This window comes from Mycobacterium conspicuum (assembly GCF_010730195.1).
Classification (GTDB): Bacteria; Actinomycetota; Actinomycetes; order Mycobacteriales; family Mycobacteriaceae; genus Mycobacterium; species Mycobacterium conspicuum.
Window position 1 is genome coordinate 2,065,695 of the sequence record NZ_AP022613.1, and the last position, 24,246, is coordinate 2,089,940.

General features: G+C 70.2%; 24 protein-coding genes and 1 pseudogene. 17 read left to right on the forward strand and 8 right to left on the reverse strand.

The features are described 5' to 3' along the window. The first annotated feature begins 27 nt into the window (after positions 1-27). From G6N66_RS10050 to pdxT, 4 genes are all read left to right on the forward strand, one after another. Complete coding sequence (locus G6N66_RS10050; RefSeq protein WP_232079264.1) at positions 28-540, forward strand: DUF4334 domain-containing protein; 513 nt, start codon at positions 28-30, stop codon at positions 538-540. A 68-nt stretch (positions 541-608) separates the two neighbouring features. Next, the gene (gene pdxS, locus G6N66_RS10055; RefSeq protein WP_085233689.1) at positions 609-1,520 is read left to right on the forward strand and encodes a pyridoxal 5'-phosphate synthase lyase subunit PdxS; all 912 of its coding nucleotides are present in this window, start codon (positions 609-611) and stop codon (positions 1,518-1,520) included. Positions 1,521-1,533: 13 nt separating this feature from the next. Further along, positions 1,534-2,364 carry an acyl-CoA thioesterase II gene (gene tesB / locus G6N66_RS10060; RefSeq protein WP_085233690.1) on the forward strand — a complete coding sequence of 277 codons (831 nt, stop codon included), beginning with the start codon at positions 1,534-1,536 and terminating at the stop codon, positions 2,362-2,364. Beyond that, entirely contained in the window at positions 2,361-2,957 is a 597-nt protein-coding gene (gene pdxT, locus G6N66_RS10065; RefSeq protein WP_085233691.1) for a pyridoxal 5'-phosphate synthase glutaminase subunit PdxT, read from the forward strand. The genes tesB and pdxT overlap by 4 nt, the downstream gene beginning before the upstream one ends. Here pdxT and G6N66_RS10070 read toward each other — a convergent pair. Next, positions 2,954-3,886: a cytochrome P450 gene (locus tag G6N66_RS10070; protein WP_085233692.1), complete on the reverse strand. Its 933-nt coding sequence runs from the start codon at positions 3,884-3,886 to the stop codon at positions 2,954-2,956. The two genes, pdxT and G6N66_RS10070, sit on opposite strands and share 4 nt — an antisense overlap. Before the next feature lie 66 nt (positions 3,887-3,952). Here G6N66_RS10070 and G6N66_RS10075 point away from each other — a divergent pair, with 66 nt between their 5' ends. The 4 genes from G6N66_RS10075 (at position 3,953) to G6N66_RS10090 (ending at position 7,694) form a co-directional block, all read left to right on the forward strand. After that, a complete protein-coding gene (locus G6N66_RS10075; RefSeq protein ID WP_085233693.1) occupies positions 3,953-4,738 on the forward strand; it encodes an SDR family NAD(P)-dependent oxidoreductase in 786 nt (261 codons plus the stop codon). A 54-nt stretch (positions 4,739-4,792) separates the two neighbouring features. Beyond that, a complete protein-coding gene (locus tag G6N66_RS10080) occupies positions 4,793-6,145 on the forward strand; it encodes an ABC1 kinase family protein (protein ID WP_085233694.1) in 1,353 nt (450 codons plus the stop codon). 44 nt (positions 6,146-6,189) lie between these two features. After that, on the forward strand, positions 6,190-6,945 hold the full coding sequence (locus tag G6N66_RS10085) for a YebC/PmpR family DNA-binding transcriptional regulator (RefSeq protein ID WP_085233695.1): 756 nt from the start codon (positions 6,190-6,192) through the stop codon (positions 6,943-6,945). 191 nt (positions 6,946-7,136) lie between these two features. Further along, positions 7,137-7,694: a hemerythrin domain-containing protein gene (locus G6N66_RS10090; RefSeq protein WP_085233696.1), complete on the forward strand. Its 558-nt coding sequence runs from the start codon at positions 7,137-7,139 to the stop codon at positions 7,692-7,694. On the opposite strand, the gene G6N66_RS10095 is transcribed toward G6N66_RS10090, so the two are convergent. The 4 genes from G6N66_RS10095 to G6N66_RS10110 are packed head-to-tail and all read right to left on the reverse strand — an operon-like array spanning position 7,691 to position 10,822. Then, on the reverse strand, positions 7,691-9,274 hold the full coding sequence (locus tag G6N66_RS10095; RefSeq protein WP_085233697.1) for a polyamine aminopropyltransferase: 1,584 nt from the start codon (positions 9,272-9,274) through the stop codon (positions 7,691-7,693). The genes G6N66_RS10090 and G6N66_RS10095 overlap by 4 nt on opposite strands. Beyond that, positions 9,271-9,702: a DUF4247 domain-containing protein gene (locus G6N66_RS10100; RefSeq protein ID WP_085233698.1), complete on the reverse strand. Its 432-nt coding sequence runs from the start codon at positions 9,700-9,702 to the stop codon at positions 9,271-9,273. The genes G6N66_RS10095 and G6N66_RS10100 overlap by 4 nt, the downstream gene beginning before the upstream one ends. Continuing rightward, complete coding sequence (locus tag G6N66_RS10105) at positions 9,699-10,205, reverse strand: DUF2617 family protein (RefSeq protein WP_085233699.1); 507 nt, start codon at positions 10,203-10,205, stop codon at positions 9,699-9,701. Before G6N66_RS10105 ends, G6N66_RS10100 begins: the two co-directional genes overlap by 4 nt. A gap of 5 nt (positions 10,206-10,210) precedes the next feature. Continuing rightward, positions 10,211-10,822: a DUF4178 domain-containing protein gene (locus G6N66_RS10110; RefSeq protein WP_085233700.1), complete on the reverse strand. Its 612-nt coding sequence runs from the start codon at positions 10,820-10,822 to the stop codon at positions 10,211-10,213. Between the two features lie 137 nt (positions 10,823-10,959). Between G6N66_RS10110 and ruvC the strand changes: the two genes are divergently transcribed. The 4 genes from ruvC (at position 10,960) to G6N66_RS10130 (ending at position 13,914) form a co-directional block, all read left to right on the forward strand. After that, entirely contained in the window at positions 10,960-11,514 is a 555-nt protein-coding gene (gene ruvC, locus G6N66_RS10115; protein ID WP_085233701.1) for a crossover junction endodeoxyribonuclease RuvC, read from the forward strand. Continuing rightward, positions 11,511-12,104 carry a Holliday junction branch migration protein RuvA gene (gene ruvA / locus G6N66_RS10120; protein WP_085233702.1) on the forward strand — a complete coding sequence of 198 codons (594 nt, stop codon included), beginning with the start codon at positions 11,511-11,513 and terminating at the stop codon, positions 12,102-12,104. The genes ruvC and ruvA overlap by 4 nt, the downstream gene beginning before the upstream one ends. A 49-nt stretch (positions 12,105-12,153) precedes the next feature. Beyond that, positions 12,154-13,203, forward strand: coding sequence for a Holliday junction branch migration DNA helicase RuvB (ruvB, locus tag G6N66_RS10125; protein WP_085233703.1), 1,050 nt, complete (start codon positions 12,154-12,156; stop codon positions 13,201-13,203). 69 nt (positions 13,204-13,272) lie between these two features. Continuing rightward, positions 13,273-13,914, forward strand: coding sequence for a hypothetical protein (locus G6N66_RS10130; RefSeq protein ID WP_085233704.1), 642 nt, complete (start codon positions 13,273-13,275; stop codon positions 13,912-13,914). A gap of 14 nt (positions 13,915-13,928) precedes the next feature. Here the strand turns inward: G6N66_RS10130 and G6N66_RS10135 are convergent, their stop codons facing one another. Next, on the reverse strand, positions 13,929-14,360 hold the full coding sequence (locus tag G6N66_RS10135) for a hypothetical protein (protein ID WP_232079265.1): 432 nt from the start codon (positions 14,358-14,360) through the stop codon (positions 13,929-13,931). Positions 14,361-14,470: 110 nt separating this feature from the next. On the opposite strand from G6N66_RS10135, the gene G6N66_RS10140 reads away from it, so the two are divergent. The 5 genes and pseudogenes from G6N66_RS10140 to G6N66_RS10155 all read left to right on the forward strand — a co-directional run bounded on the left by G6N66_RS10140 (position 14,471) and on the right by G6N66_RS10155 (position 19,134). Further along, complete coding sequence (locus G6N66_RS10140; RefSeq protein ID WP_085233705.1) at positions 14,471-15,094, forward strand: MerR family transcriptional regulator; 624 nt, start codon at positions 14,471-14,473, stop codon at positions 15,092-15,094. A gap of 10 nt (positions 15,095-15,104) precedes the next feature. After that, the gene (locus G6N66_RS10145) at positions 15,105-15,491 is read left to right on the forward strand and encodes a DUF1304 domain-containing protein (protein WP_085233706.1); all 387 of its coding nucleotides are present in this window, start codon (positions 15,105-15,107) and stop codon (positions 15,489-15,491) included. A gap of 103 nt (positions 15,492-15,594) precedes the next feature. Continuing rightward, positions 15,595-16,129, forward strand: a pseudogene (locus tag G6N66_RS30570) (PE family protein); the annotation flags it as partial. 423 nt (positions 16,130-16,552) lie between these two features. Next, complete coding sequence (locus G6N66_RS30010) at positions 16,553-18,334, forward strand: hypothetical protein (RefSeq protein ID WP_269474926.1); 1,782 nt, start codon at positions 16,553-16,555, stop codon at positions 18,332-18,334. Between the two features lie 77 nt (positions 18,335-18,411). Then, a complete protein-coding gene (locus tag G6N66_RS10155) occupies positions 18,412-19,134 on the forward strand; it encodes a hypothetical protein (RefSeq protein ID WP_085235469.1) in 723 nt (240 codons plus the stop codon). A gap of 24 nt (positions 19,135-19,158) precedes the next feature. Here the strand turns inward: G6N66_RS10155 and car are convergent, their stop codons facing one another. Both car and gabT read right to left on the reverse strand, forming a co-directional pair. Beyond that, complete coding sequence (gene car / locus G6N66_RS10160; protein ID WP_085235470.1) at positions 19,159-22,647, reverse strand: carboxylic acid reductase; 3,489 nt, start codon at positions 22,645-22,647, stop codon at positions 19,159-19,161. A gap of 199 nt (positions 22,648-22,846) precedes the next feature. Continuing rightward, positions 22,847-24,187 (reverse strand): 4-aminobutyrate--2-oxoglutarate transaminase, encoded by a 1,341-nt coding sequence (gabT, locus tag G6N66_RS10165; RefSeq protein ID WP_085235472.1) that lies wholly within the window; start codon positions 24,185-24,187, stop codon positions 22,847-22,849. Positions 24,188-24,246: the final 59 nt, after the last annotated feature.

Consider the following 24,246-nt stretch of genomic DNA (forward strand, 5'->3'; position numbering starts at 1 on the left):
ACCCGCACCGGATGAATGATCAACGCCATGAACACTTCAGTAGCCACCACCCAAGCCACCCAGGCCCGTCAGAAGTTCACCGAGCTCAAAAGGCGCGCCGGCCAGCGCCTGGTGACCGGGCCGGAGCGGGTGTTCATCCCCGACGCCGAGCTCGACGAGTTCTGGGCCACGCTGGCGCCCGCGACCATCGACTTCATGATCGGGGAATGGCAAGGCGGCGAATTCGACACCGGCCACCGGGAAAACGGAACGTTGGCCCTGATCAACTGGTTCGGCAAGACCTTCAACTCGGCCACCGACGTCCAGCCGCTGATCTGCTTGGACGCCGACGGCAACAAGTACTCGAACACCGAGAACGGCGAGGGCAGCCTGTGGATGGAGGAGTTCCGCGGCGAGCTCACCGCGACGATGGTGTTCGACGGGCAGCCCGTGCACGACCACTTCAAGAAGATCGACGACGACGCCGTGATGGGCATCATGGACGGCAAGAACGCCCTCGACACAGGCCGTTACGCGTACTTCTATCTCGAACGGGTGTAGTCCTCGACTTTGGTGAGCGGCAGCAGGCCTCACTAGACTGGGCTGACACCAGTTAAAGGAGATCAGCAGTGACTACTGCCGCTTCACCGAACGGCAGCGGGCAAACCGGGACCGCGCGCGTCAAGCGCGGCATGGCCGAGATGCTCAAGGGCGGCGTCATCATGGACGTCGTCACCCCCGAACAGGCCCGAATCGCCGAGGGCGCCGGCGCCGTCGCCGTGATGGCGCTGGAACGCGTCCCCGCCGACATCCGCGCCCACGGCGGGGTGGCGCGGATGAGCGACCCGGACATGATCGAGGGCATCATCTCCGCCGTCACCATCCCGGTGATGGCCAAGGTGCGCATCGGGCATTTCGTCGAGGCGCAGATCCTGCAGAGCCTCGGGGTGGACTACATCGACGAGTCCGAGGTGCTCACCCCCGCCGACTACACCCACCACATCGACAAGTGGAAGTTCAACGTGCCGTTCGTGTGCGGGGCGACCAACCTCGGTGAGGCGCTGCGGCGCATCGGCGAAGGGGCCGCGATGATCCGCTCCAAGGGTGAGGCCGGCACCGGTGACATCTCCAACGCCACCACGCACATGCGGGCCATCAGCGCCGAAATCCGCCGGCTGTCGTCGCTGTCGGAGGACGAATTGTTCGTGGCGGCAAAGGAATTGGCGGCGCCCTACGAGCTGGTCGCCGAGGTGGCGCGCGCGGGCAAGCTGCCGGTGACGCTGTTCAGCGCCGGCGGTATCGCCACCCCCGCCGACGCCGCGATGATGATGCAGCTCGGCGCCGAGGGCGTGTTCGTGGGATCGGGCATCTTCAAGTCCGGCGCGCCGTCGCACCGCGCCGCCGCGATCGTCAAGGCCACCACGTTCTACGACGACCCCGACGTGCTGGCCAAGGTGTCGCGCGGGCTGGGCGAGGCGATGGTCGGCATCAACGTCGACGAGATCGCGCAGCCGCATCGCCTGGCCGAGCGCGGCTGGTAAGCCGACGGCATCGGTGGCAATCGAAGAGATCCTCGATCTCGAACAGCTCGAGGTCAACATCTACCGCGGCCGCGTGTTCAGCCCGGCATCGGGTTTCCTGCAGCGCACGTTCGGCGGCCATGTGGCGGGCCAGTCGCTGGTGTCGGCGGTGCGCACCGTCGACCCGCACTTCCTGGTGCACTCGCTGCACGGCTACTTTCTGCGGCCCGGCGATCCCAACAACCCCACGGTTTTTCTCGTCGAGCGGGTGCGCGACGGGGGCTCGTTCTGCACCCGGCGCGTCAGCGCCATCCAGCACGGCAAGACCATCTTCTCCATGTCGGCGTCGTTTCAGACCGACCAGGACGGCATCAACCACCAGGACGCCATGCCGACCGCGCCGCCGCCCGACGGCCTGCCCGGACTGCAGTCCTTCAAGGTGTTCGAGGAGGCCGGATTCAGGCAGTTCGAGGAGTGGGACGTGTGCATCGTGCCGCGCGACCAGCTGCAGCTGTCGCCCGGCATGGCGTCCCAGCAGCAGGTGTGGTTCCGCCACCGCGACCCGCTGCCCGACGATCCGGTGCTGCACATCTGCGCGCTGGCCTACATGAGCGACCTCACCTTGTTGGGGTCGGCGCAGGTCAACCACCTCGACGAGCGTGAGCACCTGCAGATCGCGTCGCTGGACCACGCGATGTGGTTCATGCGCGCGTTCCGCGCCGACGAATGGTTGCTCTACGACCAGTCGTCGCCGTCGGCCTGCGGGGGCCGCGCCCTGACCCAGGGCAAGATCTTCACCCAGACCGGCGAGATGGTGGCGGCGGTGATGCAGGAGGGGCTGACCCGCCACAAGCGGGAGTCATGAGCGTCCCGCGGATCGGGGTGCTGGCGCTGCAGGGCGATACCCGTGAGCACCTGGCGGCGCTGACCGAAGCCGGCGCCGAAGCCATGCCCGTGCGTCGCCGCAGCGAGCTCGACGCGGTGGACGGGCTGGTCATCCCCGGCGGGGAGTCGACCACGATGAGCCACCTGTTGGCAGATCTGGAGCTGCTGGAACCGTTGCGGCGGCGGCTGGCCGACGGGCTGCCGGCCTACGGCGCGTGCGCGGGCATGATCCTGCTGGCCAGCGAGATCCTCGACGCCGGCGCCAACGGCCGCAAGGCGCTGCCGCTGCACGGGATCGATATGACGGTGCGGCGCAACGCATTTGGACGGCAGGTGGACTCCTTCGAGGGGGACATCGCGTTCGAGGGCCTGGACGGCCCGGTGCGTGCGGTGTTCATCCGCGCGCCCTGGGTGGAGCGGGTCGGCGCTGGAGTTCAGGTGCTGGCCCGGGCCGCGGACCACGCGGTGGCGGTGCGGCAGGGCCCGGTGCTGGCGACGGCGTTTCACCCCGAGATGACCGGCGACCGGCGCATCCACCGCTGGTTCGTCGACATGGTGACGGGTCGGGTCTAAGCCCGCGTCGTCAGTGGCAGCCGCGGCGGCCACAGCGAGTTCTGGGTCTGTGGGAACTCGGCCGCCGGTCGGAAGCCGGGAACCGGCCCAAGATGCCCGGCGCGGCCGACCCACTCCTCGACCAGCACCCGCAGCACCTGCCGGACGATGTGCCCGCCCCGGCAACGCATCGACCCCGCACCCAAACTCCAATGCCGGTGCGCCCGAGCGCCGATCACAAGGTCATCGGTGGACAGCTCGTCGCTGCCGTCGCGCTGCACCGCGGCGAAACACAACATCACCACCACGCCGGGCGGCAACTCAACCTCGCCGACGGTCGTCGGCTGGGTGGTAAAGCGTTGGCACGCCGGCACCATCGGCTCCAGCCGCAGCACCTCTTCGACGAACCCGCGGATCAGCTCGGGCCGACTTCGAATCACGTCGCACAAATCCGGGCGGCGGGCCAACTCGAACAGGTGCCAGCCGGCGTGTTTGAACAGGTTGCGGCACGCCTCGGACAACACGTGACCGGACCGTCCGTGCAGGTGCTCAACGGGCAACAGCCGCAGGCGCGCCACGATGTCGAACAGGGCGCCGGCCATCGGCGTGGTCACTTCGGCCACCGCGTCGCCGCCACCCGCGGCGGCGAAACGTTCGATCAGCGCGGCGGCGGTCGGACGAAACGCCGCCGCGATCTCATGCGCCGACTTCGGCCTGAAGAGCTGCTGGTGAGCCTCGAGCTCGCTTTCGGAAATGGCGCGGGCGGCGTCGAAGCGTGGATCGTCCAGGTTCGCCAGCACCTCCCCGCGTCCGACGACAAATGCCCAGTTTGTCTCCGGGTTTCGCAAGACCGGGCCGGCCTGTCGCACCAGACGCCAACCCAGGCCGCGGTCGGTGCTCAGGGCGGCTCCCGCCTCGGCGGGAAACACCGGACAGTCGGCAAGCTTCACGCCATTAGTGCATACCGTTACGTACGGGCGCGCAAACGGAACTGAGCGCGGATCAAGGGAGCGCCAATGGATTTGCAGCTGTTCGGCAAGACCGCCGTCGTCACCGGCGCCAGCAAGGGCATCGGGCTGGCGGTCACCGAGGCCCTCGTCGCCGCGGGCGCGCACGTGGTGGCCGGATCACGCACCCCCGGCAAGCAGCTGCCCCGGCTTGAAGAGGGTGGGCGGGTTTCGTTCGTGTCCGTCGACCTGACCCGACCCGGCGCCGCCGAAGAACTGATCGCGGCGGCGGCCCGCCGCGGCGGGATCGACGTGTTGATCAACAACGTCGGCGGTGCCACCCCCCGCCGGCCTGGACTCGCCGGCATTTCCGACGACGAGTGGCGCGCGTCCTGGGAGCTGAACCTGATGGGCGTCGTGCGCCCGACCCGCGCGGCGCTGCCGGAGATCGAGCGGCGCGGCGGCGGTTCCATCGTCATGGTCAGCTCGATCAACGCCTACCTGCCCACCCCCAACGCCTACGACTACTGCGCCGCCAAGGCCGCCGTCGCCGCCTTTGCCAAGGCGTTGTCGAAAGACCTGGCGCCCAAGAACATTCGGGTCAACTCGGTCAGTCCGGGCCCGGTTTCGACCGAGCGGTGGATCCGGCCGGGCGGGGCGGCCGACGGGTTCGCCGCGATGCGGGGCCGGACGGGCGAGGAGCATCGGGCCAAGCTCGCGCGGACCGCGGCGACGGGGCGCTTCACCACACCCGAGGAAGTCGCCGATTTGGTCGTCTTCCTGGCCAGTGACCGCGCCGGAAACATCACCGGATCCGACTACCGCGACGACGGCGGGTACGTCGCCACCATCTGAATTGCCGAGTGGCAGTTTCGGCGCGGGGCCCCGCCGACCCGGCATGATGGGCGCATGGCAGACATCAGACGGGGCGGGATCCGCCGCGCGGCCAAGCTGGCCAGCCTTCCGGCCGGGGTGGCCGGGCGCGCGGCGCTCGGTGTCGGCAAGCGGATGACCGGCAAGTCCAAGGACGAGGTCAACGCGGAGCTGCTGGAAAAGGCCGCCGACGAGATGTTCAAGGTGCTCGGGGAGCTCAAGGGCGGCGCGATGAAGGTCGGCCAGGCGCTGTCGGTGATGGAGGCCGCGATCCCGCCCAAGTTCGCCGAGCCGTTTCGCGAAACCCTGATCAAGCTGCAAAGCGAGGCCCCGCCGCTGCCGGCGGCCAAGGTGCACCGGGTGCTCGACGGCCAACTGGGCACCAAATGGCGCGACCGGTTCCAGTCCTTCGACGACACTCCCGCCGCCGCGGCCAGCATCGGCCAGGTGCACCGGGCGATCTGGCACGACGGGCGCGAGGTCGCCGTCAAGGTGCAATACCCGGGCGCCGACGAGGCGCTGCGCGCCGACCTCAAGCTGATCCAGCGGTTCAGCTGGATCGCCAAGCAGGTGGTTCCCGGCGCCGACGTGGACCGGCTGATCGCGGAGATCCACGACACCCTCGAAGGCGAATTGGAGTACCGCCAGGAGGCCGAAAATCAGCGCGCCTTCGCCAAGGCGTTCGCCGGTGACCCGAAGTTTCTGGTGCCGGCCGTCGTCGCCAGCGCGCCGAAGGTCATCGTGTCGGAGTGGGTCGACGGGCGGCGGCTCTCGTCGATCATCGCCAGCGGCACCAAAAAGGAGCGGGATACCGCCGCCGCGTTGCTCATCGAGTTCACCCTCAGCTCGCCGCCGCGGGCCGGGCTGGTGCACGCCGACCCGCACCCGGGCAACTTCCTGGTGTTGCCCGACGGCCGTTTGGGCGTCATCGATTTCGGCGCCTGCGCGCCGCACCCGGGCGGTGTCCCCGCGGAGTTCGGCGAACTGCTGTGCTGGGCGCGCGACGAAAAATTCGACGAGGTGCTTCGGCTGCTCAAGGTGCTCGGGTTCATGCCCGCCGACTACGACCTGTCCGCCGATCAGCTGGTGGAGTACCTCGGGCCGCTGTGGCCCTACATCGATCCGCTGCGCGCCGGCGAGTTTCACTTCACCCGCAAGTGGTTCCAGAAGTCGGCGTTGGTCACCACCGATCCGTTGGCCGAGGGCTTCGGCGACCGGTTCAAGATGGCCCGGCAGCTGACCATCCCGGCCGGCTACGTCATGCTGCTGCGCACCCTCGGCGGATTGATCGGCGTCGCAGTGCAACTCGACGCCGAGACGAACTACGCCGAGATCATCGAGCGCTGGGTGCCGGGGTTCTTTCCGCCGGGTGGATCCCCGTCCGCGTAGACTCGTCAGGCCAACATCGTGAATAGAAGAGGTACCAGACACACATGAGCGGCCATTCCAAGTGGGCCACCACCAAACATCAGAAGGCCGTCAAAGACGCCCGCCGCGGCAAGGAGTTCGCCCGGCTGATCAAGAACATCGAGGTGGCCGCGCGCACCGGCGGCGGCGACCCGGCCGGCAATCCGACGCTGTATGACGCCATTCAGAAGGCGAAGAAGACCTCGGTGCCCAACGACAACATCGAGCGGGCCCGCAAGCGCGGCGCCGGCGAGGAGGCCGGCGGCGCCGACTATCAGACCATCATGTACGAGGGGTACGGGCCCAACGGCGTTGCCGTGCTGATCGAATGCCTGACCGACAACCGCAACCGCGCGGCCAGCGAGGTGCGCGTCGCGATGACGCGCAACGGCGGCAGCATGGCCGACCCCGGTTCGGTGTCCTACCTGTTCACCCGCAAGGGCGTGGTCACGCTGGAGAAGAACGGGTTGACCGAGGACGACGTGCTGATGGCCGTGCTGGACGCCGGCGCCGAGGACGTCAACGACCTCGGCGACAGCTTCGAGGTGATCTCCGAGCCGACCGACCTGGTGGCTGTGCGGACCGCGCTGCAGAACGCCGGCATCGACTACGACTCGGCCGAGGCCGGCTTCCAGCCGTCGGTCAGCGTGCCCGTCGACGTCGAGGGCGCCCGCAAGGTGTTCAAGCTCGTCGACGCGCTGGAAGACGGCGACGACGTGCAGAATGTCTGGACCAACGTCGACCTGTCCGACGAGGTGCTGGCCGCGCTCGACGACGAGTAGGTCGCTTTCGCCGAGCGTGTAAGCAGGGCGAGATTCCGGCGGATTTCGCGCCCTCAGCGCACGCTCGGCGCCAAGCCAGACGTCGACCGGCGTCCGCCGCGTTTTGCGTGCGCGCAACAAGGGTATGTGGACACTCAATCCGCGTGCAGCCCAAAGCGCGAATACCACGACAAAAATGGAGGCGGTCCGCCATGCCGGAAATGCTCGTCGAGACACCGAGTGACGTTGTCAAATTCCTTGAGGCTCAACACGATCTGATCGAGGACATGTTCGACGAGGTGCTGCACGCGTCGGACACGCCGGCCCGTGAGGCTGCGTTCGTGGCGTTGCGTCAGCTGTTGGCGGTCCACGAGACCGCCGAGGAGATGTTCATCCATCCCCGCGCCCGCGCCGAGGTCGGCGACCAGCTCGTCGACCTGCGCCTGCGAGAGGAACACGAGGCCAAGGAGCTGCTGTCGAGCATCGAAGGTCTCGACGTCGGGTCACAGGAATTCCTCGACGAGCTCACCAAGCTGCGCGATGCGGTGCTCGCGCACGCCGAGCACGAAGAGGACCTGGAATTCACCCAGCTGCGAAGCGAGCTGACCGCCGACGAGCGGCAGCGCCTGACCAGGGCGGTGCAGGCCGCCGAGGCTATCGCGCCGACCCGGCCCCACCCGGGCGTGGAGTCCGCGAAGCTGAATTTCGCGGTGGGACCGTTCGCGTCGCTGCTCGACCGCGCCCGCGACCTGATCTCGAAGGCGCTCTAGTCGTATCCGTGCCGCATGTCCTCGACGATGCGGGGGTTGTCCAGCGTCGAGGGCTCCAGCGGCCGCGGCCCGATGTCGCCGGAGAACACGGTGGCGGCGTCGAGCACCCGCTGGTTGAGGAAGCGCAGCGGTGGGGCGTCGGCCGGCACGGTCGGCGTCGGCGGTTGAACCCCGGCGTCGCCGCGGCGCGCCAGGACGAATCCCCAGTCGCCGAACGTCGGCACATGCACGTGATAGGGCGTGACGGCATACCCGGCCGCCCGGATGCTCGACACCGTGCGCCAGAACGCCGTCGCCGTCGAAAACGGGCTGCCGGACTGCACCACCATCAGCCCGTCGGGGGCCAGCGCATGACCGGCCAGCGCGTAGAACTCGGCCGAATACAGCCGGCCCAGCACCGGGGTGTCGGGGTCGGGCAGGTCGACGATGACGGCGTCGAACCGATCCTGCGTCGCGCGGAGCCAGGTGAGCGCGTCGGCGATGACGAGGTGGACCCGCGGATTGTCCAGCGAACCACCGTTGGCCTGCCGCAGGGTGGTGCGGGCCAGCTCGACGACCGCGGAGTCGAGCTCCACCTGCACGATCCGCTGCACGCCGGGCTGGCGCAGCAGCTCGCGGGCGGCCAGGCCGTCGCCGCCGCCGAGAACCAGCACGGAATACGCGCCTGCACTCAGCGCCGGGTAGACCAGGCTTTCGGTGTAGCGGTACTCGTCGCGGGTGGAAAACTGCAGCCCCCCGTCGAGGTAGAGCCGGGTGTCGTTGCCGCGCCGCGTCACCACGATCTCCTGGTAGGCGGTGCGCCGGTAGGCGATGATCGGGTCGGCGTAGAGGCGTTGGCGGCTGGTCGTCTCGATGCCGCGGGCGTCGGCCAGCAGCGTGGCCAGCAGCACCAGCGCGGCCGCGAGCGCGCACAGCGCCGTCACCAGCTGCCGCACCGAAACGATGTGGCGCAGCAGAAATATCGACACCACGGCCGCGGCGACCAGGTTGACGATCCCGGTGGCCGCCGCGCCGCGGATCATGCCCAGGTGCGGCAGCAGCGCGAACGGCCAGACCAGCCCGCCGATCAGCGCGCCCAGGTAGTCGGCCGCGTTGAGGTTGGCCAGCGTGCGGCCGGTATCGACGGATAAGTCGGCCGGGCCGACGGTCTGCCCGCGTTGCAGCAGCGTCATCAGCAGCGGCACCTCGGCGCCGACCAGCCCGCCGATCAGGGCCGTGCTCGCCGCCAGCACCCACGTCGAGCCGCCGGCCTCGTCGACGAACGCGAACACCGCGTACAGCGCCGCCGCGGACAGGCCACCGACGATGCCGAGCAGCGCCTCGACGGCGATGAACACGATGGCCGCGTGGGCCAGCAGCGGTTTGACCGCCAGGGCGCCCGCGCCCAGCGCGGCGATGTAGCCCGCGACGATCAGCGAGGTGGCGACGATCCCGCCGCCGTTCAGGCTCGCCGACAGCGTCAGCAGGGCCAGTTCGTAGATGATGCCGCAGGCCGCGCACGCCGCGACGGCCGCCAGCAGCAGCGCCCGCCACCGCCCCGGAGTCGCTCGAGCTCGAGTCGCCTCGAGCGCGGTCGTCATTTGACTCCGCCGGGGCCGCCCGGCCGCCCGCCGGCGCCGCCCGCCGGGGAGCCGGGGGTGAACCCCGGGCCGAGGAAGAGGAAGGCGCCGTGGCTGTAGCCCGCGCTCAGGCTCTCGACGCGGATGCTGCAGGGGCGGGTGCCGTCGGGGCCGACGATCACGATGTCGTTGCTGTAGCGCAAGTATTCGGTTTTGTCGTCGTCGGCGCGCGCGGCGGGGGTCTGGTAGTCGGCGAGCGCGTCGGCGACGTCGTCGGCCGGGCCGGTGCACGCGTAGCGCGTGCCGTTCGCGTCGCGGCCGTATTCCTGGTAGTGGCCGGCGATATACGACGTGATGTTCTTGTTCAGCAACACAATTCCGAGAATCAACGACGCGGTGGCCGTCAGCGCCAACGCGCCGGCGATCAAAAACAGGCGGTTGCGGCTCATGGGTGCCAGCGGCTGGTGGTGTGCACGACCGTCCCGCCCGAACCGGGGCGCGGGTAGCCCGGATAGAGATGCCATGTCTCCCAACGCCATCCGGGGCCGTCGGGCTCCGCGGCCAGGGCGGTCAGGGCGGCGTCGTCGCCCGGGAACACCCCGCCGAGCCAGCCCGGGTTCGTCGCGCAGCCGTCGCGCAGCCGGCGGGCGAGCCGGCGGAACGCGGTCTCGTCGTGCGTCTCGGTGCGGGATTCCAGGTGGTAGCCGCCCGCGTCGGCGCGTCCGGGTAGATCGCCGCCGTCGCTGCGGGCGGTGCACGAAACCTGTTCGGAGAAAACACCTTCCACGACGACGACATGGGAGGCGCCCAGGACCCCGAGCACGAGTACCCCGCCGTCGGGGTGCTCCAGCCGGCAGCTTGCCAGCGTCGGCGGCGCGGGCGCGTTGAGGGCGAGCTTGAGCCGTTTGCCGTCCACGTCGGCCGGCGATACGGCGAGTTGATGAAGCGGCATGGGTGCTACGGCGAGCTGGGTGGGGGCGCGGGGTAAACGGTGAGCTCGCCGGTCGACACGGACTTGCCGGTGGAAACCTCCCACGGCATGCCCGGGCCCCAGCGCTCGAAGGACAGCAGCGCGCTTTCGTCGGCGTTCGCGTAGTCGACGAAGTCCATCTCGCCGCCGGGCGGCAGGCCCGTCGTGCCCTCGGTGGTGTAGCCGGCGCGGCCGCGTTCGGACTCGCGGAACGTCACACCGTCGACCACGTGATCGCCGCCGGGTTGCAGCGCGACGAGGTCCTTGCGGGTGACCCACATGGCCAGCTCGAGGCGCCCGTCGTCGTCTTCGACGCTGAACCAGAGCGGCTGGTCGCCGCCTTCCAGCAGGTGCTCCCACCACACGAACGGGCCTTCGCGGTAGGTGACCGACCCGCGGACCACGTAGTCCACCCCGCCGTAGCTGACGATGGCGCCGGGCCCGAGCTGCTGCGGGCCGAATTGCGGTAGGGCGCTGGCAAACGAGAGCGGATCCTGACGTCCGCTGGGCCGGGCTTTGGGCCGGCGCAGCGCGACGACCAGCACCACGATGGAGGTGACAAATAGCACCGCGGCCAGCGCTATCAGCAAAGTCCCCACGCGCACCCTTCCGTAGTGGGGATTAAGTTAACAGCTTTGTTTGAGTCCTCAAGGCGTTCCGCGTGTCCTACCCGGCGGTGTCGGTCCCACCGACTACGCTATCGAACAGCTGTTCGGTTTGAAGTGGGGAGCGTGCGGTGCGCGTGATGGGCGTCGATCCCGGGCTGACCCGGTGTGGGCTCTCGGTCGTCGAGGGGCGGCGCGGGCGGCAGGTCGTCGCGCTCGACGTCGACGTGGTGCGCACGCCGTCGGATCAACCGGCGGCCCAGCGGCTGCTCGCCATCAGCGACGCCGTCGAGCACTGGCTGGACACCCATCAGCCCGACGTGTTGGCCATCGAGCGGGTGTTCTCCCAGCTGAACGTGACGACGGTGATGGGCACCGCGCAGGCCGGCGGTGTGATCGCGGTGGCCGCCGCCAGACGCGGCATCGACGTGCATTTCCACACCCCCACCGAGGTCAAGGCCGCCGTCACCGGTAACGGTGCCGCCGACAAGGCGCAGGTTACCGCGATGGTCACCAAAATCCTTGGGCTGCAAGCCAAACCGACGCCGGCGGACGCCGCCGACGCGCTCGCCCTGGCGATCTGCCACTGCTGGCGAGCGCCGATGATCGCCCGCATGGCGGCCGCCGAAGCGCTGGCCGCGCAGCACAAGCGCGACTACCTGGCGAAAGTGAAGGCCGCCCGATGATCTCCTCGGTGCGCGGCGAGGTCCTCGAGGTGGCGCTCGACCACGTGGTGATCGAGGCCGCCGGCGTCGGCTACCGCGTCAACGCGACGCCCGCCACGCTGGCCACGCTGCGAACCGGGACCGAGGCCCGGCTGATCACCGCGATGATCGTGCGCGAGGATTCGCAGACCCTGTACGGGTTCGCCGACCACGACACCCGCGACCTGTTCCTGACGCTGCTGTCGGTCTCGGGCGTGGGACCCCGGCTGGCCATGGCGACGCTGGCCGTGCACGACGCCGCGGCGCTGCGCCAGGCGCTGGCCGACGGCGACGTCGCCGCGCTGACCCGGGTGCCCGGCATCGGCAAACGCGGCGCCGAGCGCATGGTGGTGGAGCTGCGCGACAAGGTGGGCCTGGTCGGCGCCGGGGCGAGTGCGCCGGCGGTGAACGGCAACGCGGTGCGCAGCCCCGTCGTGGAAGCCCTTGTCGGCCTTGGCTTTGCGGCCAAGCAGGCCGAGGAGGCCACCGACAAGGTGCTCGCCACTGACCATGATGCGTCGAGGTCCGACGTGCTACGCGGCGCCCTGTCGCTGCTGGGGAAGGCGCGATGAGCCGCGCCGGCGACGATGCAGAGCGAAGCGATGAGGAGAAGCGGCGCAGATGAGCGAAGACGAGTATGCCGACCGGGAGGTCTCCGGTGCGCTGACCGTCGGCGAAGGGGACATCGACGTCAGCCTGCGGCCGCGCTCGCTGAAGGAGTTCATCGGGCAGCCGCGGGTGCGCGAACAGCTGCAGCTGGTCATCGAGGGGGCCAAGAACCGCGGCGGCACGCCGGACCACATCCTGCTGTCCGGGCCGCCGGGCCTGGGCAAGACGTCGCTGGCCATGATCATCGCCGCCGAGCTGGGGTCCGCGCTGCGGGTCACCTCCGGGCCGGCGCTGGAACGCGCGGGCGATTTGGCCGCGATGCTGTCCAACCTCGTCGAGCACGACGTGCTGTTCATCGACGAGATTCACCGCATCGCCCGGCCCGCCGAGGAAATGCTCTACCTGGCGATGGAGGACTTCCGGGTCGACGTGGTCGTCGGGAAAGGCCCTGGGGCGACGTCGATTCCGCTCGAGGTGGCGCCGTTCACGCTGGTCGGCGCGACCACCCGGTCCGGCGCGCTGACCGGCCCGCTGCGCGACCGGTTCGGCTTCACCGCGCACATGGATTTCTACGAACCCGAGGAGCTCGAGCGGGTGCTGGCCCGCTCCGCCGGGATTCTGGGCATCGACCTGGGCGCCGAGGCCGGCGCCGAGATCGCCCGCAGATCGCGGGGGACACCGCGGATCGCAAACCGGCTGCTGCGCCGGGTGCGTGACTTCGCCGAGGTGCGCGCCGACGGCGTCATCACCCGCGACGTCGCCAAGAGCGCGCTGGCCGTGTATGACGTCGACGAACTCGGCCTGGACCGGCTGGACCGGGCGGTGTTGAGCGCGCTGACCCGCAGCTTCGGCGGCGGCCCGGTCGGGGTGTCGACGCTGGCCGTGGCGGTCGGCGAGGAGGCCACCACCGTGGAGGAGGTGTGCGAGCCGTTTTTGGTGCGGGCCGGCATGATCGCGCGCACCCCGCGGGGCCGGGTGGCCACCGCGCAGGCCTGGACGCACCTGGGCATGACCCCGCCGGCCGGGGTCGCCGGCCAGCCGCAGCAGGGCCTGTTCGACTAGTCGGTTACGCCACCGTCAACACGGGTACTCGGCGCTTTACCACTAAATTCGCCGTTCGAGGAGATTCCGATGAGGCACACCGGCCCTGACTATGAACACCCTCGCGCGCTATACATGCCACGCAGCCGCGGCGCAGTGACCGGACTGCTCCTGATCCTGTTGGGGGCTTGGGGCGCGTTGATACCCTTCGTGGGAACCATCTTCAACTGGGCCTACACCGGCGACCCGGCCTGGACTTGGACCGCGGCCAAAGGCTGGCTCGAGGTTCTCCCCGGGGTTGTGACCGCCCTCGGCGGCCTGCTGTTGCTCGGGGCCGGAAACCGCGCCGCCGCCATGCTGGGCGGCTGGCTGGCCGTGTTCGGCGGCGCCTGGTTCGTGGTGGGCCGCGCGTTCGCGTCGACGCTGGGCGTCGGCGATGTGGGTCAGCCCGTCGCGACGAACGACCTGAAGCGGGCCCTGCTCGAGGTCACCTACTTCACCGGCCTTGGTGCGCTGATCGTGCTGCTGGGTGGGGCCGCGTTGGCCCGGGTCGCGGTGCGGCACGCGCGAGACGTCGTGGTCGCCGAGCCCGCGCCGGGCGCGGTGCCGGCCCAAGCGGCCAACTACGACGAGTCGGCGAACGTCGCGCCCGCGCGGGCGGACCACACCGCCGCCGCTGATGAGCCGCGTGGCCGCGGCCTCTTCCACCGCCGACACCACGCCGGCGTGTAGCGCGTCACAACTGGTCAGAGTCGGTCCAAGCCGGCAACCAGGGTCGTCACTCCTGAGATCAGGACGCCGGTGACCAGCAGGGTGGCGCCCAACCACACGCAAGCGATCATTCGGTTGGGCCGGGTTGGGTTCTGACCGAGCACCGACAAAAAGAATCCGGTGGGCATGAGGATTGCCGCCATCAGCACGGTGATCGCCCCGCCGTTCGCCCAGCCTGAGCTCGCTCCGACCGCGTTGCCCAGCACGGCGAGCAGCAACCCCAGCATCACCAGAACTCCGGCGTGCGCATGCCCCGCGCGGAAGAACGATTTCTGCAGCCCGTTGGCCTCGTGGGCCCCCGTGCCGACACGCAGCAGAAACGTGCCACCAAAGGCGATGGTGACGACAGAGATGATGGTTCCCCCGACCGCGACGCTCATATACGGGGTGATTAGTGCAGCGCTCATGTGTTGCCCCTCGGCATAACAAGTTGGATACTTCTACTATCCAATATTGGATAGTAGAAGTATCCAATGTCAAGATGGGGAGATGAAAGTTTCCGAGGGAAGCGCGCCCCGTGCTGATTTCTGAGCTGGCAGCCCGGACGAATGTCCCGGTGCCGACCATCAAGTTTTACCTGCGGGAAGGCATTTTGATGCCGGGTCGGACGGTCAGCGCTACTCGCGCCCACTACGACGAGTGGCATGCCCGCCGGATCGCCCTGATCAGAGCTTTGTCGGCGCGCGGACTCTCGATAGCACAGACGAAGTCGATCGTCGGGCTCATCGACGATCCCCAAGGGTCATTGTTCGCCACGCTGGGCGCGGCGACGGCGGCGCTGACGCCGCCCGGCGACGCTGCGGGCGACGACGATTGCCCCCGGGCGCGCGCGGCGCTTGCCGCCGTCGACTGCGTGGTGCCCGACGATCTCCCCGCGGTAGCGCAACTCGAGCGGGCCCTGGCCGATGCCGAGGCCGCCGGCCTGCCCATGACCGAGGATCGATTGCGCGCCTACGCACCGCACGTCCGGGCCATCGCGGCCTACGACATCGAACAGATACCGGTGGAACCGGCTCCGGCGGCTTTTGAAGCGGCCATTGAGTACGCCGTGCTCGGCACCCTGCTGTACGAACCGATCCTCGCGGCGCTGCGTCGCGTCGCCCACGCTGAACAGGCCGGACGGCGCCTGGCCGACCGGTAATGTCACCACGATGATCACCGCCGCGCTGATATTCGCTGGGCTGGCCGCTTTGCTGCACGTCTACATCTTCACGATGGAGTCGTTCACCTGGACCTCGCCGCGAACGCGTAAGACGTTCGGCACCACCCCCGAGGAAGCCGAGACCACCAAACTGCTGGCCTTCAACCAGGGCTTCTACAACCTGTTTTTGGCGATCGTCGCGGGCATCGGCATCGTCGGAATAGTCATGGGGCACAAGACCGTTGGAGCCGCGCTCATCTTCGCCGGCGTGGGGTCGATGGCGGCGGCCGCGGTCGTGCTGCTGCTCTCGTCGCCGGATAAGGCGCGGTCGGCGTTGATCCAGGGCACGTTCCCGGCGATCGCGACCGTCCTGCTGGCCGTGGGGCTGCTTCCTTAAGTATTTGAATACTGCGATCGCCGAGTTCGCTACTGCACTTCCGCGATTAGCGGCCATCTCATCCCGCGAGCGCTGACAATGACAGCTGTCTGAGGAGGCAGCGATGTCACATGTGTTCACCGCACCTGACCTGGTGGCGACGGCGGCCTCGGACGTGGCCGGCATCGGTTCGACGCTGAGGGCGGCGAACTGCGCGGCCGCGTCCCATACCACCGCGGTGATCGCCGCCGCCGACGATGAGGTGTCGGCGGCGGTCGCGTCGCTGTTTTCTCGGCACGCCCAGCAGTTTCAGGCGCTCAGCGCCGAGGCTGCGGAGTTTCACGAGGGGTTTGTGCAGGCGTTGACCGCGGGGGCCGGCACGTATGCGGCGACCGAGGCGGCCAACGCCTCGCCGCTGTACACGCTCCTGCAGGTCGCCCGCGATTTGACGGTGTTTGCGCCCGTTGAGCGGCTCACCGGGCGCCCACTGATCGGCAACGGCGCCAATGGAGCCCCGGGCACCGGCCAAGCGGGGGGCGGCGGCGGGTGGTTGATGGGCTTCGGCGGCAACGGCGGGTCGGGGGCGCCCGGCCAGGCCGGCGGGGCCGGTGGGTCGGCGGGCGCGTTCGGCAAGGGTGGGATTGGCGGCGCCGGCGGCAATGGCGCGACCGGCGCAGGCGGCAATGGCGGGGCCGGTGGCGACGGCGGGTTGTTGTTCGGCTCCGGCGGTGCCGGCGGCGCCGGCGGCACGGGCGCCCCGGGCTTCGCGGGCGGGGCCGGCGGCGACGGCGGGGATGGCAACGCGTGGGCGCTCGCCGGCACGGGCGGAGCTGGCGGGGCGGGCGGCGCCGGCGGCAGCGGCGTCGGTCATTCCGTTGCCGGCGGCGCGGGCGGAGACGGCGGGGCAGGTGGGCGCGGCGCTGGCGCCGGCCACTTAACCGGCGGCACGGGCGGCGCCGGCGGCGCCGGGGGGGCTGGCGGCGCCGGTGACGTCGGGGCCACGGCCGGCACGCCCGGCGGCGCCGGGAGTTCCGGGTTCGCCGGCGGGGCCGGCGGCGACGGGGGGGGCCGGCGGCCTGGGTGTGAGCGGCGGTGTCGGCGGGAACGGCGGCCTCGGCGGCGCCGGCGGAGCCGGCGGGACCGGTGGTTCGGGGGTGGGGTTCGGCGTCGCGGGCGGTCCGGGTGGTACGGGTGGGGCTGGCGGTAGCGCCGGCGAAGCGGGCCACGGTGGCGAAGGACATCCCATCGACGGCGTCCGCATCTTTGCTCCCTCGGGTGATCCCGGTGTCGGCGGTGCCGGCGGGGCCGGCGGTGCCGGCGGCGCCGGTGACAATGGCGCCGACGGCGGCCCCGGCGCCGATGGCGGCGCAGGCTTAGCGGGTGGCGCCGGCGGGGCCGGCGGCATGGGTGGGGGTTCCGGGCCAGATCAGGCAGGAATCCCGGGCGGGGGCGGGGCTGGTGGCGATGGCGGCGTCGGTGGCAGCGGCGGCGCCGCGGGGACCGGCAATGCCAACGGCGGCAGCGGCGGCCCCGGCGGTGGCGGTGGGCCCGGCGGCAGCGGAAACGGCGGCGGCGGAGATAACGGCTACGGCGGCAATGCGAGCGTCGGCGGAAGCGGCGGCCTTGGCGGCGACGGCGGCAGCGGCGGCACCGCCAGTGGCAGCGGACGCGGCGGCGACGGCGGCACCGGCGGCGCCGGCGGCGACGGCGGGCACGGTGGCGGGACCAGCAACTTCAACAGCACCGCTGCGGACGGCGGCCAAGGCGGCCAAGGCGGCCACGGCGGCACCGCCGGCAGCGGCGTCACCTGGGGCGACGGCGGCGCGGGCGGCATGGGCGGCGCCGGCGGCGACGGCGGGGATGGCGGCGCGACGGCCGGGAATGGCGGGGTCGGCGGCGACGGCGGCACCGGCGGCAACTCCGGGGTCGGCGGCACCGACGGGGCCAGCGGGGCAGGTGGCGCGGGCGGCGACGGCGGCGCCGGAGGCGCCGCCAATCCGGTGTTCTCCGGCGGCGACGGCGGCAATGGCGGCGCCGGCGGCAACGCTGGCACCGCCGGCACCGGCGGTACTTTCCTGAGCCCCGTCGGGGGCGCCGGCGGTACCGGGGGCGCCGGCGGTCGAGGCGGCGACCTGGTGGTACCGCCTCTCGGTGGCGTCGGTGGGGCCGGCGGCCACGGCGGTGTCGGCGGCAACGGCGGTAGCGGCGACCTGGCCGAGTGGGGCGGCACCGGCGGTGCCGGCGGCGACGGCGGCTACGGCGGCGACGGCAATGATCCTCCGTTCACCAACAACGGCGGCGTCGGCGGGACCGGGGGCGCCGGCGGCACCGGCGGCGCCAGCACTGGAGGCGTCACCACTAACACGGGCGGAGCCGGCGGCGTGGGCGGCAACGGCGGCGACGGCGGCAACGGCCACCCGGGTAGCACCGTCGTCGTCAGCGCCGCAGTTCCGGGCGCCGGGGGCGACGGCGGAGCCGGCGGCGTGGGCGGAACGGGCGGCGGCGCCAGCGGTGCTGGCGCCATCGCCGGTACCGGCGGTTCGGGCGGCGCCGGCGGCGCGGGTGGCAGCGGCGCCGACGCCCTGCCGGGATCGGCCTTCGCCGGCGGCGCCGGCGGCACCGGCGGTCACGGCGGCAACGGCGGAGGCGGCGGCAGCACCGGTGCCGGTGGCACCGGCGGCGACGGAGCCTCCGGCGGCCACGGCGGCACCGGCGGCGACGGGGGAGCCGGACCTAACGGCGGGCCCGGCGGCGACGGCGGCACCGGCACCGCTGGCACTCCCGGCTCCGGACCCGCGGGCAGCAGCGGCGGTGGCGGTGGCCACGGCGGGACGGGCGGCACGGCCGGCGCGGGCGGGAGCTAGGCGAGCGATTACATCCCGAAAGGCCCGGGTACCCGGTGCCCTGCCGGTGCGACCGGCATCTACCAAGGAGAGATGTGATGACAAACTCGCCAAATGACCGCGTTTACGGGCTGCGTATGCCGCGCTCCCGCGGTTCGGTTAGCGGATTGCTCCTGGTCATCCTGGGTGCTTGGGGGGCTTTGATCCCGTTCGTCGGTCCCCACTTCAATTTCGCCTGTACGCCCAATCGCGATTGGGCGTGGACCACGGCGCGGGGCTGGCTGGAGGTGTTCCCGGGAATCGCCGCCGTGCTGGGAGGCCTGCTGCTGCTCGTCACCGCGAATCGCGCCGTGGCGATGTTCGGCGGTTGGCTCGCCGTGCTCGGCGGCGCGTGGTTTGTGGTGGGCGGGCAGTTCGCCCCGGTGCTGCGCATCGGGACGGTCGGAGATCCGATCGCGACCACCGAGCGCAAGCGGGCGCTGCTCGAGGTCGCGTACTTCTCCGGTCTGGGCGCGCTGATCGTGTTCCTGGGCGGGATCGCCCTGTCCCGGCTTGCGGTCCGAATGGCCCGCGACGTCCAGCCGGTCGAGCCGCGACCGGCCCTGGTATCCGCGGGACCGGCGCCCGCCGAGCGTCAGTACGTGGCGGCCGCGGACGAGTCGCCCGAGGTGTCGTCGAGCGCCATCACCAGGCCGCGGGTCGGCAATGTCAGGCCGACGCAGGCGGCGCCGCAGGCCCGGTCGGGCTGGCGCGGCGGCTTCCGCCGGGACCGGGCGCCCGCGCAGTCCAACGCCTACCTGCGCTGGCCGCACCCGCAGTAGTCTCCGCGTCTGCTCAGCACTACATCAGAGCAGTCCGAGCAGTCGCAGATCGCTGACATACTTGGCGATGATCTGCGGCGTGATGTGCGGAATATCTTTGTCCGGGCCGACTTTCGCGTCCTGCACCGCCGCGCGGAACCGGTCGGTCGGCGCCATCGAACCGTTGATCGGCGGCTGCGGCTTCTGATAGTTGTGCAGCAGCGGCAAAAGCGAAGCGTTGCGCTGCTTTTCGGGCAGCCCGCGCAGGGCGCCCTCGAACCGCGACAGCCAGTCGCCGTAGTCGGCGATCCGCTGGATCGCGTTGCCCGCGTCCACCAGCCAGTCCACGAACTCGTCCATCCCGATGCCGTCGTCGTACGGGTTCATCACGTGGTACGTCTGGAACCCGTCCCCGTTCCGCGCGCCCAGGGTGGCGATGGCCTCGGCGATGAATTCCACTGGCAGACCGTCGTAGTGGGCTCGCTGCCGGTTACCGTCCGCGTCCAACTCGTAGAACGAACCGGGTGCGATGCCGGTGGCGACGAGGCTCAGCATCATCCGGGTGAACATGTCCGGCACGTTGAGCTGACCCGCGTACGTGGTGTCGGCCAGGATCATGTCGCAGCGGAACACCGCAACCGGCAGGCCGCACAGGTCGTGGGCCTCGCGCAGCAGCACCTCGCCGGCCCACTTGCTGTTGCCGTAGCCGTTGGCGTAGCTGTCGTTGATCGCCCGCGTCGCGCTGATCTGCCGGACGTCGGCGTCCTCGGTGAACTCACCCGGCTTGATCTGGTCGCCCACCCCGATCGTCGACACGTAGGTGTACGGCTTTTGCTTGCCGGTCAACGCAATTCGGATCAGCTCGGCGGTGCCCAGCGCGTTGGGGCCGAACAGCTCGCTGTACGGCAGCACGTGGTTCACCAGCGCGGCCGGGTCGACGATCAGGTCGACGGTGTCGGCCAACCGCTGCCAGGTCTGTGCGTCCAGGCCGAGGTTCGCCTCGCCCTTGTCGCCGGCGAGCACCTCGAGGTGGTCGGCGGCCAGTTCCCGGTAGTGGGCCAGCAGCTTGGCGTCCCCGCTATCGAACGTGTTGTCCAGCCGGGCGCGCGCGTCCTCGTCCGACTTGGCACGCACCAGGGCGATGACCTTGCCGTCGACCAGGTCCATCCGTTCCAGCCACTCCAGGGCCAGGTAGCGGCCCAGGAATCCCGTTGCGCCGGTGAGCAATACGGTTTGTACTTCGCGGGCCGGCCCGGGCAGGCCGGGGGCCGCGGCCAGCGTCGCGGCATCGATGAACTTGTCCAGCGTGAGGTCGCTCGCATGCACCTCCACCGCGTCGCGTCCGTGCACCGAGGCAAAGGACGGCCGCTTGCTGCCCTGCCGCTCGCCGTCGATGTAGTCGGCGATGGCCGCCAGGTCGTTGGCCGGGCTGGTGATCACGCCGACGGGCACGTCGATGTCGAAGATCTCGTGCAGCAGGTTACCGAATGTCAACGCGGACAACGAATCTCCACCCAAATCGGTGAAGTGCGCGTCGGGCGACAGGTCGGTGCTCGCGGTGCCCAGCAGGGCGGCCGCGGCCCGGCTGACCGTCTGCAGCACCGGAGCGTCGGCTCCGCTGCGGCGCAGTTCGCTCAGCTCGTTGGCCTGGCCTTCGGCCAAGTCGGCGTAGAGCTGTTCGAGGCGTTCGCCGTAGTGCGCCTTGAGCTTCGGCCAGGCCAGCTTGCGGATGCCGGTGAGCAGACCGTTCTCCAGCGTGAAAGGCGTTGTCTCCACGATGAAGTCGCGAGGCACCTCGTAGGACTGCAGGCCGGTTGCCTTCGCCACGTCCTGCAGCGAGTCGGCGATCGCCGGCTTGAGCGCGTCGGAATCGAAGCGCGCCAACGCTTCTTCGGTGGGCACCACGACCGCCAGCAGGTAGGGGTGCGCGCTGTTGCCGTAGACGTAGATCTGCCGGACCAACGGGCTGTTGCCGAACGCCGCCTCCAGCTTGGCGACGGTGACGAACTCGCCCTGCGCCAGCTTCAGCACGTTGTTGCGGCGGTCGACGTAGACCACCTTGTTGGGCGCGACCTCGGCGACGACGTCGCCGGTGCGGTAGAACCCGTCCTCGTCGAAAACGCCGGCGGTGGTTTCGGGGCGCTTGTAGTAGCCGGGGAACATGTTCTCGGTCTTGAGCAGCAACTCACCGCGCGGATACGGACGATCGGTGGCGAAGTAGCCCAGATCGGGGACATCGGCCAGCTTGTAGTCGATCACCGGTGGGCGCTGAAACTCGCCGTCGAACAGCACCATGCCGGCTTCGGTGGAGCCGTAGCCGTCCAGCAGGTGCATGTCGAGCAGCTCCTCGACCCAGGTCTTCAGCTCGGGGGAGGTGGGCGCCGAGCCCGTCATCGCGAAGATGAACCGGCCGCCGAGCTGGTACTGGCGCATGTCGTTCATGACCCGGGCCGGGTCGTCGCCGCGGTCCACCTGGCGCAGGTACTCGCCGTGCAGGGTCTCCCAGATGCGCGGCACGAAGTTCATCTCGGTGGGCCGCACCAGTTCGAGGTCCTCGAGCAGCGTCGACAGGTCGCTGCGGGCGGCGAAGTACGCGGTGCCGCCGTTGCCCAGCGAGCCGTACAGGATGCCGCGCCCCATCACGTGGCTCATCGGCATGAAGTTAAGCGTGATCGATGCGGCGGTTTCGCCGAACCAGTTGCGGCTCGACCGGCACCACATCTTGCCGACGTTGCGCCGCGGATACATCGCGCCCTTGGGCGCGCCGGTGCTGCCGGAGGTGTAGATCAACAGGGCCAGCTCGTCGTCGGCGACGTCCGCCGCGGGCGCCTCGGGCAGCGTCTTGCCGCGTTCGAGCGCCTCGGCCAGCGTCTCGACGGGCACCGCGGCCTCGGCCAGCCGCGCGCGGGCGCTTTCCACGGCCTCGCGCTCGTCGTCGACCTCGGGGTGGTAGTCGAACACGATGACCTTACGGACCATGGCGGCCTGATGCTCGCCGCCCAGAATCAGCTCGACGGCATCGGGCAGCTGGTGCACGCTGGCCGCAAACGCGGTGGGCTCGGTCTCGGTCACGATCGGCTGCAGCCCCGCGATCGCCGCGCTCGTCTGCAGCGGCACCGCCACGGCGCCGATCCGACCGAGGGCGATGTCGATGGTGGTGAAGTCGACGCTGTTGAAACCCAGAGCGGCGACCCGGTCACCCACCCGCACCCCGTCCTGGGCCAGGGCGCGCGCCACGGCGTCGACGCGTTCGCCCAGTTCACGGTAGGTGATGGTGTCGAAGCGGGGGAGCAGCCCCAGCACGGTGCGGCCGGTCTTGGGGTCCTTGAAGAACTCGACGGCGCGCTGCCCCAGGGCGGGGCGGTCCACGTACCCGTCCAGCACGGTCGAAACGATCTGCGGCAGTCGCAGTCCAGGCTGTCCCAGGGCGGCGGCAACCGCCGGGTCGGGCCGGGCTGCGGCGAACTGTGGGTCGTTAGCGGTCAGGTCCTCGATGCGGCGTTCGAGCCGCTCTTCACGAGTAGAAGTCGACATGACAGTTCCTTGCATAACTGAGAAGTTGAAGATTGCTCGCGCCACACTGCGCTGATGGATAAAACGTTAGCGAAACTAAAGGTATTCCTCAATGAGGTTCTTCTGCCGAAGGGCTGTGAGATCGCCCACCCGCCGAGCGTGAACTAACGGCGAAAAAAGCGCCGCGGCGTCGCCGTGGCGTCACGCTCGGCGCAGGCAGCTACAGCTCGCCCAGCAGCCCGGCCAGCACGTCGAGACCCTCGGCCAGCAGCTCGTCGCTGATGGTCAGCGGGGGCAGCAGCCGGATGACGTTGCCGAACATGCCGCAGGTCAGGATGACCACGCCGGCCGCGTGGGCCGCGGCGGCCAACTTCAGCGTCAACTCGGGGTCGGGGTCGGCGGTGCCCGATTTCACCAGCTCGACGGCGATCATGGCGCCGCGGCCGCGCACGTCGCCGATCCGGTCGTCGCTGGACTGCAGCCGGGACAGCCGCTCGACGATGAGCCGTTCGATCTGCCGGCCCCGCTCGATCAGGCCGTCGCGCTCGATGGTCTCGATGGTGGCCAGCGCCGCCGCACACGCGACCGGATTGCCGCCGAACGTGCCGCCCAGGCCGCTGACGTGCGGGGCATCCATGATCTCGGCGCGCCCCGTCACCGAGGACAGCGGCAGCCCGTCGGCGATGCCCTTGGCGATACACATCAGGTCGGGCTCGATACCTTCGTGCTCGCAGGCGAACCAGGCGCCGGTGCGCGCGAACCCGGACTGCACCTCGTCGGCGACGAACACCACGTTGTTCTTGCGGCACCAGTCCAGCAGCGCGGGCAGGAACCCCTCGGCCGGGACGATGAAACCGCCTTCGCCCGAGATCGGCTCGATGATGACGGCGGCCAGATTGTCGGCCCCGACCTGCTTCTCGATGAAGCCGATGGTCCGCGCGGCGGCCTTCTCCCCGTCGCTGCCCAGTTCCTTGTCGAGCAGCCCGTCCCGATAGGGGTAGGACAGCGGCGCCCGGTAGATCTCCGGGGCGAACGGGCCGAACCCGCTCTTGTAAGGCATGGACTTGGCGGTGAGCGCCATCGCCAGGTTGGTGCGGCCGTGGTAGGCGTGGTCGAACGCGACGACGGCGGTCTTGCGGGTGTAGGAGCGCGCGACCTTGATGGCGTTCTCGACGGCCTCGGCGCCGGAGTTGAACAACACCGAGCGCTTCTCGCCGGAGCCCGGGGTGATCCGATTGAGCTCTTCGGCGACGGCGACGTACTCCTCGTACGGCGTCACCATGAAACAGGTGTGGGTGAATTCGGCCACCTGGGTGCGCACCGCTTCCACCACCCGGGGCGACGAGTTGCCGATCGTGGTGACGGCGATGCCCGAGCCCAGGTCGATGAGCCGGTTGCCGTCGACGTCCTCGATGATCCCGCCGCCGGCGCGGGCCACGTACACCGGCAGGGTCACGCCCACGCCCCGCGACACCGCCGCGACCCGGCGCTTGTTGAGTTCCAGCGATGCGGGACCTGGGATTTCGGTGACCAGCTGGCGACTCTGCTCGAGGCTGGCCACTGCATCCTCCTCACCGCGGCGCGCCCCTCGCATCGCGGTTTAAAGCCTAGCCTCCGAAA